The organism is Methylobacterium mesophilicum SR1.6/6 (assembly GCF_000364445.2).
Lineage (GTDB): Bacteria > Pseudomonadota > Alphaproteobacteria > Rhizobiales > Beijerinckiaceae > Methylobacterium > Methylobacterium mesophilicum_A.
Genome location: NZ_CP043538.1, coordinates 5696127 through 5709326, shown reverse-complemented (window position 1 = coordinate 5709326; position 13200 = coordinate 5696127). Strand labels below are relative to the sequence as shown.

The window sequence follows — 13200 nt, the reverse complement described above, 5'->3', positions numbered from 1 at the left end:
GGACTCGCGGGGCAGGAACTTCGGGACGGGGGCCGGCCCCCAGGAGCCGGCCCCGGACGTCGGCGTCAGGCGCTCTTCAGCTCGACGCGGCGGATCTCACCGACCACCACGAGGTAGCAGAAGCAGGCCACCAGGGCGTTCAGGCCCACGAAGACGAGGGCGCCGTTGAACGAGCCGGTCGTCTGCACGATGTAGCCGATGGCGATCGGCGTGGTGATGCCGGCGGTGTTGCCGAAGGTGTTGAACAATCCGCCGGACAGGCCGCCGCTCTCCCGCGGCGAGGTGTCGGCGACGACGGCCCAGCCGAGCGCCCCGATGCCCTTGCCGAAGAAGGCGAGCGCCATCAGGCCCACCACCAGGGCATCCGCCTGGACGTAGTTGCAGCCGATGATGCTCATGGAGAGCAGCATGCCGCCGACGATCGGGATCTTGCGGGCGGCGGTCAACGAGTAACCGCGGCGCAGGAGCATGTCGGAGATCACGCCGCCGAGGATGCCGCCGATGAACCCGCAGAGCGCCGGCACCACCGCGGCGAAGCCGGCCTGCAGGATCGACAGCCCGCGCTCCTTGACGAGGTAGACCGGGAACCAGGTCAGGAAGAAGTACGTCAGCACCGTGATGCAGTACTGGCCGACATAGATGCCGAGCAGCATCCGGTTGGCGAGCAGCTCGCGCAGGGTCTTGCCGGCATTGGCCTGCTTCTTCGTGCCCTGCCCATCCATGTCGAGCAGCGCGCCGCCGGCCTTGATGTAGTCGCGCTCGGCCTCGTTCATCAGCGCGTGCTTCTTCGGGCTGTCGATCACCTGAAGCCAGAGCACCGCGAAGGCGATGCCGAGCACGCCCATGCTGGTGAAGACGTGGTGCCAGCCGAAATTGTGGACGATCCACGCCATCAGCGGCGTGAACAGCACGGTGGCGAAGTACTGCGCCGAGTTGAAGAAGGCCGAGGCCATGCCGCGCTCGCGGGTGGGGAACCACGCGGCGACGATGCGGGCATTCGCCGGGAAGACGGGCGCCTCCGTGAGGCCGACCGCGAGCCGCAGGGCGAACAGCAGCACCACGGCGGTGAGGCCGGTGAAGAAGCCGACGGCGCCCTGCATCAGCGTGAAGGCCGACCAGAGGCCGATGGCCGCCGCGTAGACCCATTTCACGCCGTAGCGGTCGAGGAGCCAGCCGCCGGGGATCTGGGCGAGGACGTAGGACCACGCGAAGGCCGAGAACACGTAGCCCATCTGGATCGGCGTGAGGCCGAGTTCCTTGGCCATGTCCGGCCCGGCGATCGAGATGGTGGCGCGGTCGGCGTAGTTGATCGTGGTGGCGGCAAACAGCATCAGCACGATGAGAAGGCGGATGCGGGTGCGGCGCGCCGCGTCGGCACCGACGAGCGTCGCGCTCGTGGTGCCACTCGTGGAGGCACTCATGGACGTTCTCCCTGGGATGGTGCCGCCCGGTTGAGTCCGGGCGGTCAAGCGTGCCGCCGTTGGCTCGGCGGTTGGTCGTTCGCGGTGCGAGGGGGTGTCAGCGGCGGTCGCCGATCAGCGCCTTCAGCTCGGCGAGCTCGGCGGCATCGAAATCGGTCAGGGGCGGCCGGACCGGGCCCGCATGGCGGCCGACGGCGGTCATGCCCGCCTTCACGATCGAGACCGCGTAGCCGCGCTTGCGGTTGCGGATCGCGATGTAGGGCAGTACGAACTCGCGCAGCTCCCTGTAGACCGCATCCCGGTCGCGGCGGCGGACCATGTCGTAGAAGGACAGCGCCCATTCGGGCAGGAAGTTGAAGATCGCCGAGGAGTAGGTGGTGACGCCCATCTCCAGGTACGGCAGCGCGTAGGTCTCGGCGGTCGGGAGGCCGCCGACATAGGTCAGGCGATCTCCGAGCCCGGCGTAGATCCGGGTCATCAGCTCCACGTCGCCGACGCCGTCCTTGAATCCGACGAGGTTCGGGTTGCGCGCGCAGAGTCCCGCGAGGGTCTGCTCGTTGAGCTGGGCGTTGGCGCGGTTGTAGACGATGACGCCGAGCCCGGTCGCCCTGCAGACCGCCTCGACATGGGCCGCGAGGCCCGCCTGCTCGGAGCCGACCAGGTAGGGCGGCAGCAGGAGGATGCCGTCGGCGCCCGCGGCCTCGGCCGCCCTGGCGAGTTCCACGGCGAGGGCCGTACCCTGGCCGGCGGGCGCGATCACGGGCGTGCGGCCGCGGGTCTCCTCGACGCAGGCGCGCACGACGCGGTCGATCTCGGCGGGGGTGAGCGAGAAGAATTCGCCGGTGCCGCCGGCGGCGAACAGTCCGGAGACCTTGTAGTCCGCAAGACGTCCGAGGTTGTCGCGGTAGGCGTTCTCGTTGACGCTGTAATCGTCGTTGAAATGCGTGACGGGAAACGAGAGCAGGCCCGAGCCCAGCGTCCGCGCAAACTCCACGGGGGTCATCCGAGACATCGCTTTCACTCCCTGATCTGCGCCGTTCCGGCGTTGGATCGGGGATAGGCTCGCCCCTTCGATGCGTCCAACGTTGATTTTGGCTCGATTATCCCTGATCGTGCATGAATGTTCGACCTGGGCCACGCTCGCAGCTTCGTCGCCGTCGCCGAGGAAATGCACTTCGGCCGGGCCGCGGCGCGGCTGAACCTCACACAGTCGCCGCTCTCCCGGCAGATCCAGATGCTGGAGCAGACGCTCGGCGTCACGCTCCTGGAGCGCACCACGCGGGCGGTACGGCTGACGCCGGCGGGCCGGACCTTCCTGGCCGAGGCCTACCGGGTGATCGCCGCGGCCGAGAGCGCCGCCCGGCTCACGCAGCGCGCGGCCCGCGGGGAGAGCGGCACGATCCGCCTGAGCTTCACCGCGGCCTCCGCCTACAGGACCCTGCCGCGGATCGTCTCGCATGTCCGCCGGGCGCTTCCTGAGATCGACCTCGTGCTCGAAGAGATGGTCTCCGACGAACAGATCCAGGCGCTCGAGGAGAATCGCGTCGATGTCGGCCTCCTGAGGCCGGGCCCGGCTCTTCTCGATCCGCGGACACCGATCGCCACGGCCACCATCGTCCACGAGCAGTTGTTGCTCGCCGTCCCGCGCAGCCATCCCCTCGCGAAGGGAAACGCGCCGACGGTCCGGGATCTCGACGGGGAAGCCCTGGTGACGTGGTCGCCGCGGGGCGGACGCTACTTCATCGACCTGTTGGACACACTGTTCACGGCAGCCGGCATCCGGCCTCGGGTGGTGCAGCGGGTCAACCAGCTCCACGCCATGCTGGCGCTTGTCGGAGCCGATATCGGTGTCGCACTGGTCCCTGACAGCGCCGTTCATATCGGCATGACCGACGTCGTCCTCCGTCCCATCGCAGCGCCGGCGACGGCGCGACCCTGTCTCCTGCTGGCTTGGCGCCAGGATAATCCGAATCCGTGCCTGCCATCGTTCAGGTCGAACGTGGTGACGCTCAATGACGATTAGACCGGACCACGTCCCTTCTCGTCTGACGCGCGGCCCTGTGCCTTGAGAGCCGCCGAGCGCCGTCGCCTGGATCGGGCTGACGGAATGAACGAGAGGCGCGGCCGTAACTGGACAGGCGCGTGCCGACCCGCTCCTTCAGGCAAGTCGGAGATTAGCGCCTCCGACGTAACAGGTCTTCGCGATATCGGCCGAGAGATCGCCGGGGCCGAGATGGAGACGGGGTCTCACCGGATTGAGCGATCATTCCGCATCACACGGATCAACCCAGAGCTCTCGGCACGACGGAAATTCAAATCGAACGACCCTTATATTCACTCGATCTGGCCCTATCAAAATATGTAATGCATTGGCCCCGAATAGTGTCGTCATCCTAGGATCAAAGGATGGCTGGCGCCTGCGCCCCTCGTGCAGGATCGTTTCGGCGTGCCATGCCCAATCCGCTCGTCGCCAGTCTACAACGGGGATGGAACTCGACGGCCACCCAGTCGAGCCGCCTTGCGTCCACCGGCCGCGAGGAATCCTCGAAGCTCGGTTTGATTTCGACTGCGGCAAGTGCACCCAGCGCAAACGCGCCCCGACGAGAGGCTGCCTGTCAGCGACGGTCGCTTGCACCGCCACGCGCTAGCTGCTCAAACTTTCACCGCGCAAACCAGAAGCCGAGTTGCCAAGATCCTCAGATTTCCTGGCAATATTAATTCATGTGTCTTTAAGACTATTATATCTATGTCAAAGACCTCTAGGGAGATGAAGAAGTGAGAGCCATCATTGCGAACAACTGCTGGGGATCCCAACCGTACGAAGAGTGCAACATGCGCTACAATACCCCTTTCGTCGGTCTTTTTCTCTATGCGGACGACTATATAAAACTTCTAACAGATTTTCGCGCGAACATGTCGTCAGAGTTACGATTTGTAACGCGATCAAGAAACGGCCAAGAACCCGGTTGGCCGATCGGCGTCATCGGTGACGACATCGAGATTAATTTCATGCACTATGGGAGCGTCGAAGAGGCTCGAGAAAAATGGGCTTACCGGACTGATCGACTCCCGAAGGAGGATGATAATTTACTCTTCAAAATCTGTGATCGTGATGGATTCAGTGGTATTCATGCAGATGCTTTCGACCAACTCCCTTTCAAGAACAAAATCTGTTTTTATAACCGCCATCGAACAAATCTGCCAGCGATGCGCGTCTCCCATCCCGTCGATTACCCAGGAGAGGAATGTCCGGATGGGGTCATGTTATGGAAAATTACGAGACTCGATCATGAGTTGCGAATAATCGATTGGCTCAAATCCGATTGCGATTCTCATCTCCGCGGTGATTAGTGCGGGACCGTTACCTGACAATCTCGATCGGATAGTGAATTGACCTCCGCCATTAACGACTTGGAGAGCAATCTTTGGGTCGTCACTGCTTCGTGGTTACGGCAGGTAACGGTGGCCATAGTGAGTGCAGGGCTGTCGTCATACCGTCTCTCGGTCAACGCAGAACTTCGTTCAAATGACCGACAAGGCCGCCGTCAATAAACGCTTGAGCGGCTACGCTCCCTCCCAACTCATTGAAGTGAAAAAAATCATAGAAAATGTCGTCTCGATCTAACAATGAAAGCTCCAGATCGAAAAACGGTATATCGTTTTTAATGCAAAATATTCGCGTAGAATTGTTGACAAATCTCCTTCCGACCACAGTTTTTTTGAAGTCTGTTTCCGACATTCTCGTTTTGACCCAATCATTATTGTAGTTTTGTTGATGGGGCACTGTGGCGAACCAAATCGGAATTCCGAACTCTACCGAAACACATTTAAACATATTCAGAATCGCGAACCGATGCTGAATGCGGAGGTCGTCGGTCAGATCGTTGTCCCGCGAGGGGTTATCCCGATCCAATGTTATGATAGGTTCAAGCCACTTATCATTTGTCCAAAAACTCGCCTTCCGCTCGATGACATCGACGTCTACTATGCCTGTCATAATTACGACAGCAGTCGGATTGAGCGGAACGATTTTATTCAATAGTACATTAAATGCGTGGAGCAATGTCGCCCCGCTATAGCCCGCATTAAGTACTCGCAAATTATGATCAGATTGCTGGTTGACGTACTTATCGAGCATCGCACAAATTCGAAGGCTCTCGTCCATATACATACTTTCGACAACACTGTCCCCAAGAACGATTATGCTTCTCTCGCTGTCGGCGCTGTCGGCATACGGTTTAATGAAGCCGTTCTGATCAGTGTTGATGACGAACTCTTTTCGAACAAAGCTCGAATTCACCTGATTCATATACCAATCAGGCGGAGAAAATCTGGATGATGCGCAGGGTGCATATTCCTTCAGACGGATGGCGCGAGACATCTGACCAGCTCCAAGCTTGCGTGGAATTGGGGCGTCGATTGAGCAAACTACCGAGTCGTGGCTTCAGGCGCGTGTGCCGACAAGCACTTGCTTATATGGATCGGCATCGTCTCGAATATCGATCACAGCGTTATGACACTCGAAGAGGAAGCGAGAATTGCCATTCGAGATCCCTTCTTGTGAAAGTCGATTATCACTATAAGCTATCATCGAATGGTCGATTTCAAATTGTAATCCGGCAGTACTATGGGCGGGACGCTGACATAAGCTTTGGCGGCTGGATACCAACCGTTCATAAGTGAGTCTATGCCTTCATTTTGATTGACGATGCGAAATCTCTCGAGTGGAACTAGACATGTCTTCAGCGGCAAACAATGGTCCAGTAAAGATCGCGCGCCGCGTGGGGAGATTGTATAGCAGGGTGTTCCGAAGCAATTGAGAAGTTTGAATAGGGCCAAATTATATTTTTCTTCCGCGAACGACTTGAGAACACGACCGTAATCAACACCTTCCCACCTGACCTCACCACCAATCATGCCTGGAATAAAATCGATCCACAGAAAGAAATGCGTGTGGTACCCCCATACCATGATGTCCCAATTGTCGTCTCTCGCCAAACAAGAAGACAGATGGTCTAAAAAATTTCGGCCGATGATCGCATCATCCTCGACGATCGTTATAGCTTCGCCACTTTTGACCGCATCAGACCATAGGGCAATATGAGACATTGCGCAGCCCAGAGCGCCATCGGAATAGCTTAAATCTTCAGATATCAAGCCGTCTGCGGCGAGCTTCTGGCGATCGAGCGTGCTACCATTGATGGCTGAAAACCGTCGGAAATTACTGATATGAGGATTTACTTCACGAAAGCGTGACAGCCGATCCGTACTGCTGTCTAAATTGATGAGTTCTATCCGCATGATTGTCTCTCGTAATTTCAGCTCGGACTGAAAATCATCACAGACTGCGGGCATGAGACGGCAGAATCAAGCATAAACCGTCGCAAATTCGGAATTCGACATCGGTCATAGCAATTATTCGCGACTGCCATGCCCAGGAATAGCGGCTCCGTCGCCCGCTTCATTGATAAAGCCACGAAACGGTATCAAGAATTCAACCTGTCGTGACACTATTCCTACAAATTGTCGCGAAGGAGAAAATTATTCAACAGATTGTGACTAAATGAAAAGCCTTCGGATGAATTTTGGGAGATGTCCTGCACTTCCGACATCTCGGCAACTCGCGCTCCATCTATCCAGATACTCAGGCAAGGGTAGCGCAGCTCGCTCTAACCACCGATTCAAAGCCCCGAGATCCTCCAAATACACCGGGTTCTTCATCATCGCTGGAAGCAGGACTGTCACACCGGCCTTTGCATATTCAGAAAGACCCACAAAATCCTCAACAGCCTGCCGGTTGTGCTTGAACCACATCTTGGTTTCAGTTAGACCTTGGCTGGATGCCAGGCCGTTATACTGCGCTACAGCAGCGTCACGGTATCGCTCGATTTCGCGGCCGTATGCCGAGTCTCCTGGAAAAGGGGGCGCGTCTTTCCAGGCCGCGGCGAGAAGCGACAGGCCGCGGAGCGAGAAGCTCTCGACAATCATCTCCTCGACCCATTGGCAGGGCGCACTCGGCTTCGCGTCACTGCTCCACGAATTGCACATGACGTGACCGAATTCGTGACCGAACTGGTAGGCCAGTTGGGACCATGCGCGTTCTCCGACGTCGACGAAAATTTTCGCCGTATCGGGACGGTCCTGATGCAGCCAGACCGCGGGCGGACCGGACGGGCGATTCTCTACGCAGATCTTGCGCGGCTGACGGTCAGACGAAATACGGTAGCCCGAGGTGCATGCTTCCCTCATGCGGCCGATCACCAGCGCGGCTGAGCGCTTCGGTGCATGCCACTCACCGTCGACTTCCACGGGATTCGACAAGATCGGGGGACCTTCAGGCGTCGCCATAACGGAAGTAATCATCGAAACACTTCCCATAGCGACCAGATTTCTTCGTGATAACTTGCTATTCAACATGCGCTTGATTCCGGCCCAACAGAATCCGCGCTTGAATCGTGTGATTTTGGATGTCGTCGCGTGCCATATATCCATAGATCTGGCGATTATCCAAATATTGCACGACGCTGTTTTTACGTGCCGTATCTGAGAAAATCACATACTCATGCCGATCCGTTTCATCCTGATAGGACAGCAATGGGATGACATCAACGCGGACAAGGTAGGTGCAGTGCACCACCGGCATCTCGACGACACCTTGAATCCAGCGATTCAGCACCCAGTCATACTGGTCACAATGCGCGTAATATCCCTGCGCGTCGACTGCGGCATGATAATTGGAATAGTAGCTGCCCTTCTCGATCGAACGAAGGAACGGGGCGACGATGGGAACGTTCAGCGACACGAGCTCGCGCAGCGTCGAGGGTCTCAGAAAGTTATCGACGTCTGCGGTAAAGTAGAATTCACAGTTCTGTTCGATGGCTTTCTGTAAACTGACCTGACGTATGTAGCCCAGGACCCTAAATCGAGTGCTGTTCCATTCATGAAGCGCGTATTCTTGAACGCGTTCACTGACATCGCTGGCATCGAACTCGACACCCGCATATTGGGGTCCGAATTTCTCGACCCATGCCCTCAGGATCGTCTCCGTCTCATCCGTGTTGTTGTTCGTTCGGATGTAGATGGAAATCTTCGATTTCGGATAGTCCAGGTTCGTCAAGCACTCAAGGTAGAGCGGCAGTGCGGCGGCCATCTGCTTGGCCAGAATCGCGATGAGGACGCGCGGCTCTGTCGCGACCGGCCTCAAGGTGCGGGGAGCCGCCAGTTCAAATTGCTCGAGAAAGTTCGGCTCGGCATGAGCACCCAACTTACGAGCCACTTTCTCGTCCTGAATCTTCGCCAGCGAAGACCGCGCATTCGCCGCGACACGCCCGCGCTCCGACGGCGGAAGTTTGCCGTCGGCCAGAAGCTTGAGACAGGCGTCAACACATTCACTATGGTGATTCGACCAGTAAGCATTGATGGCGAGCTTATCCAGCAGGCCGTAGTCGTAGACCCACTTCGACAGGAAAAGACCGCTCGCCGGCTCGGACAGAGTCGATCCCGCTTTGGCCGCCGTGAACCCCTCCTCGTTCCGTCCCGTGCGGAAGCAGAAATTGCTGATGTCGTAGAAGGCCTCCGCACGATGACTGCAGACTTCGGTCGCGCGCCGATACGTCGCGAGGATATCGTCGGCCGGCCGATCGAGCCGTTCCATCAGATGGCCGGCTTCCAAGAGACTGATATAGACTTCTTCGGCCCAGTACCCCATGTGGCTTCGCGCGAGATAGGCGTCGAGTGCCTTCTCCGGCTGATTGCTGTCCCGGTAACTCTGCGCGAGGTAGAACGTGTATCGTGACCTCAGGAAGCTGTCGGTCTCTCCTTCCAGAGCCTCTCTCAATTTCTCAGCGTCCCGACGGTAGGTGTCCGGATCCTTCTCCCGCGCTCCGCCCGAGGCACCCGATGTGATATGAAAGCCCGAGGCGTCTCCGGTTGTAGATCCTTGGGGCGCCTCAACATATTCGTGGAGCACGCCCTTGTAGCAGAACGGCTTGCCGTTAGACATTATCTGAGGCCGCCAATATCTTATGCTGCCCCGCCGGATCTCCACGTTGTAGTAGTCTGCGCTCATCGAGCCTTTGAACGCGGCCCCATCGAAATTGTCTTCGTATGAGAGGGTCTCGTCGGCGTCCATGACGAAGGCGTAATCCACGAGATTCCGCTCCCGGAGCCGCTGCAGCGCTGAACTCCGATTGGTCGCGAAGTCCTGCCACTTCTCTTCCACGACGTCGCCCGGGACACGGTTCCTCTCGAGCCAGGCGCGGATGATGTCCTGGGTGCCGTCGGTGGATCCGGTGTCGGAGATGAGAACGTAGTCGATCAGCGGGACCATACTGTCGAGGCAGCGCTCGATGACGCTCGCCTCATTCTTGACGATCATCGACAGTCCGATCTTTGCCATGTCTTCATTCTCTCGGCCGAACAAGCTGATCTGCAGGCGCAAGACCGGATCCACTTCGCCCGGACCCGCGACATCCAGACACGCTGAGCTCCGCTGCCACGCACTGGAATTCAATTCGCTGGGCGCGTTCCCCTTTACTGCGCACGCCTCATCCGACGGCGAGGGCTGCGGCGAGCGACGTCATCCGGGCGACCGGACCATGCAGGTTCGAACCTACTCTGCTCGGGAGACGCTCTCAAGGCGAGTTGTAGTCTCTGGCGGAAAACATTGATTGATTACGCATTTTGACCGCTCGATCGCAGAACCATGAAGTTCGCTGTCCAGCCGACGCGCCAACGACGACCACTTGGTCGCGCTCTTGATCGGAACGCGTCGCGCGCACGAGAGGGCGCCGCCCGATCAAGAAGGCAGGCGTCCCATGCCGTGCCCTGCGCACCGTGACCGCAGCGCCGACCGAGCGGCGGGCAGCATCGCCGGGCGCCCGTGCAGACGGGTACACGGCATCCGTTTGAGATGATGGCGCTCTCATCCAGCGCGGACGTCGTCCAGACGCGGGTGATCGGTCCGGACCGGGACAGGTTCCGACAAACGGGCGCGCTCTCCGGAGCCGCAGCCTCGGTTACCCATATCGCTTGTGGTCGGCGGGTCCCTCGCCCGGGACCGTGAAGCGTGGTTGTTCGAGCGGGCGCTCTGGCGCGGCTCGCTGCGGTTGGATGCCCGGGGCGCTGTCGACGGCGAGATGCCCTTCGTGGACGCGACGGTCATCCGCTGCGGCTCACCCGATGAACGGCCACCTTCGCGGGATGACGACACGTGGAGCGGGAATCAGGGGCGCGCGCGGCCAGACCGACGCTTCGATCACGCTGTTCCTGCACCGAAGGCGAGGCACGCCAGCCGCGACCGCTCTGACGACCGGCGCCTTTCGAGCACCCCGCATGACGAGCCTCGCGGGTCGCCGCGCAGGGCCAGGCCCGACGGGTGATCGTCCTCCTCGGCGCTTCCGCGGACAATGGACGGACGGTGGGCGTCCGCTCGTCCGGCCGGTGGCCGTCCAGGCGAACACGGGAATGAGGGACCGATCCATCGCCAGGAGAACCGGGCGCGACCCGCACCGTTGTCGGGCCCGCGTCCGAGAGCGGGGCCGGGTCGAGTGATCGGTCGGCGGTGCTTCACGAACAAAAAAGAGGCCGCAGCTTGAAGCTGCGGCCTCCTGGCTTGGGCGAGGTCCCGAGCTGGGCGCTCTTACCTCACGTTCTTGCTCCAATCCACGTTGGTGAGCTGGTCTTGCGGCGAGGACTGGGCGGAGAACGAGGCTCCGACCGAGTTCCGCGACGATCCGACCGATGTACTCACCTGAGTGGTCGCCTCACCCGATGTCCCACCCAACTTGAAGGCATTCATGAGCGTCATGATGTCTTGCTGAGCTGAGGTGTCGCTGAGCAGGCCGCTCACCGAACCGTTGTTGGTGATCAACCGGGCGATCAGGTTTCCGAGCGATCTCAGGACGTCCATGTCCGAGATACCCGAGCCCTGGGTCGGCTGGGAGAAGACCGGGTTCGTTCCAGAATTGGTCGATCCTGGATTGATCTGCGCTCCCGACCCACCATTCGAGCCGTTGGTGTCACGGACACCATTGTTGTTGCCGTTATTCCCGTTGTTTCCGTTGTTGCCGTTATTCCCGTTGTTGCCGTTATTCCCGTTGTTGCCGTTATTTCCGTTGTTGCCGTTATTTCCGTTGTTGCCGTTATTTCCGTTGTTGCCGTTATTTCCGTAGTGGTTGCCGTTATCCCAATGGTGATGGTGGTGATGGTGGTGGTGGTGATGGTGGTCGTCGGGATCGCTGCCCCCAGTGGCACCCGTCGCTCCAGTGGTACCCGTCGATCCGGTCGAACCAGTCCCTCCTGTAGCTCCGGTACGACCTGTCGCTCCGGTGGCGCCTGTCGAGCCGGTCGAACCGGTCGCTCCTGTCGAGCCGGTACGACCCGTCGCTCCGGTAGCGCCTGTCGAGCCGGTCGAACCGGTCGCTCCTGTCGAGCCGGTACGACCCGTCGCTCCGGTGGCGCCCGTCGAACCGGTCGCTCCTGTCGAGCCGGTACGACCCGTCGCTCCGGTGGCGCCCGTCGAGCCGGTGGCACCTGTCGAGCCGGTGGCACCCGTCGAGCCGGTGGCACCCGTCGAGCCGGTGGCACCCGTCGAGCCGGTGGCACCCGTCGAGCCGGTGGCACCCGTCGAGCCGGTGGCACCCGTCGAGCCGGTCACTCCAGGATCGCCCGTGGCGCCAGTCGCGCCGGTCTCACCCGTGGCACCGGTCGAGCCAGTCTCACCCGTGGCACCGGTCGAGCCAGTCGCGCCGGTCTCGCCCGTGGCACCGGTCGAGCCAGTCGCTCCGGTCTCACCCGTGGCACCGGTCGAGCCAGTCGCGCCGGTCTCACCCGTGGCACCGGTCGAGCCAGTCGCTCCAGTCTCGCCCGTGGCACCGGTCGAGCCAGTCGCTCCGGTCTCACCCGTGGCACCGGTCGAGCCAGTCGCTCCGGTCTCACCCGTGGCACCGGTCGAGCCGGTCGCTCCGGTCTCGCCCGTGGCACCCGTCGAGCCGGTTGCGCCGGTCTCACCCGTGGCACCGGTCGAGCCAGTCGCGCCGGTCTCACCCGTGGCACCGGTCAAACCGGTAGTACCCGTGACTCCGGTCGCTCCCGTTGAACCGGTCGCTCCTGTCGAGCCGGTCGAACCGGTGGCACCCGTCGAGCCAGTGCGGCCTGTCGCTCCGGTGGCGCCGGTCGAACCGGTCGCTCCCGTTGAACCGGTCGCTCCCGTCGAGCCGGTACGACCCGTGGCTCCAGTGGCGCCCGTCGAGCCGGTCGAACCGGTCGCTCCCGTTGAACCGGTCGCTCCCGTCGAGCCGGTGGCACCCGTTGAACCGGTGGCACCGGTCGAGCCAGTCGCGCCGGTCTCACCCGTGGCACCGGTCGAGCCAGTCGCGCCGGTCTCGCCCGTGGCACCGGTCGAGCCAGTCGCGCCGGTCTCACCCGTGGCACCGGTCGAGCCAGTCGCTCCGGTCGAACCCGTGGCGCCGGTCGAACCCGTGGCGCCGGTCGAACCCGTTGAACCCGTGGAGCCGGTCGCGCCCGTCGCACCGGTCGAACCCGTCGCGCCGGTCGAACCCGTCGCGCCGGTCGAACCCGTCGCGCCGGTCGAACCCGTGGAGCCGGTCGAACCGGTCGCTCCCGTTGAACCGGTCGCTCCCGTCGAGCCGGTACGACCCGTGGCTCCAGTGGCGCCCGTCGAGCCGGTCGAACCCGTAGCGCCCGTCGAACCCGTTCGGCCGGTCGCTCCGGTGGCGCCGGTCGATCCAGTGGAGCCGGTAGCACCGGTCGCTCCAGT

The 13200-nt window shown here is 60.9% G+C and carries 9 protein-coding genes; 2 read left to right on the top strand and 7 right to left on the bottom strand.

From position 1 onward, the window contains the following. Nucleotides 1–65: 65 nt before the first annotated feature. Nucleotides 66–1421 carry an MFS transporter gene (locus MMSR116_RS26980; protein WP_010683986.1) on the bottom strand — a complete coding sequence of 452 codons (1356 nt, stop codon included), beginning with the start codon at nucleotides 1419–1421 and terminating at the stop codon, nucleotides 66–68. Between the two features lie 97 nt (nucleotides 1422–1518). Continuing rightward, nucleotides 1519–2433 carry a 5-dehydro-4-deoxyglucarate dehydratase gene (gene kdgD / locus MMSR116_RS26975; protein ID WP_039893237.1) on the bottom strand — a complete coding sequence of 305 codons (915 nt, stop codon included), beginning with the start codon at nucleotides 2431–2433 and terminating at the stop codon, nucleotides 1519–1521. Between the two features lie 108 nt (nucleotides 2434–2541). On the opposite strand from kdgD, the gene MMSR116_RS26970 reads away from it, so the two are divergent. Then, a complete protein-coding gene (locus MMSR116_RS26970; protein WP_039893235.1) occupies nucleotides 2542–3444 on the top strand; it encodes a LysR family transcriptional regulator in 903 nt (300 codons plus the stop codon). 752 nt (nucleotides 3445–4196) lie between these two features. Further along, entirely contained in the window at nucleotides 4197–4772 is a 576-nt protein-coding gene (locus tag MMSR116_RS26965) for a DUF1919 domain-containing protein (protein ID WP_083920225.1), read from the top strand. Nucleotides 4773–4926: 154 nt separating this feature from the next. On the opposite strand, the gene MMSR116_RS26960 is transcribed toward MMSR116_RS26965, so the two are convergent. From MMSR116_RS26960 to MMSR116_RS31495, 5 genes are all read right to left on the bottom strand, one after another. Then, nucleotides 4927–5802 carry an SGNH/GDSL hydrolase family protein gene (locus MMSR116_RS26960; protein WP_158169190.1) on the bottom strand — a complete coding sequence of 292 codons (876 nt, stop codon included), beginning with the start codon at nucleotides 5800–5802 and terminating at the stop codon, nucleotides 4927–4929. Between the two features lie 206 nt (nucleotides 5803–6008). Then, nucleotides 6009–6722: a glycosyltransferase family 25 protein gene (locus MMSR116_RS26955; protein WP_010683981.1), complete on the bottom strand. Its 714-nt coding sequence runs from the start codon at nucleotides 6720–6722 to the stop codon at nucleotides 6009–6011. 258 nt (nucleotides 6723–6980) lie between these two features. Beyond that, nucleotides 6981–7838, bottom strand: a complete 858-nt coding sequence (locus tag MMSR116_RS26950) for a hypothetical protein (protein WP_158169188.1) — start codon at nucleotides 7836–7838, stop codon at nucleotides 6981–6983. After that, entirely contained in the window at nucleotides 7828–9861 is a 2034-nt protein-coding gene (locus MMSR116_RS26945) for a glycosyltransferase family 2 protein (protein ID WP_106428253.1), read from the bottom strand. Before MMSR116_RS26945 ends, MMSR116_RS26950 begins: the two co-directional genes overlap by 11 nt. A 1200-nt stretch (nucleotides 9862–11061) precedes the next feature. Further along, complete coding sequence (locus MMSR116_RS31495; RefSeq protein ID WP_202882079.1) at nucleotides 11062–12078, bottom strand: collagen-like triple helix repeat-containing protein; 1017 nt, start codon at nucleotides 12076–12078, stop codon at nucleotides 11062–11064. Between the last annotated feature and the right edge of the window lie 1122 nt (nucleotides 12079–13200).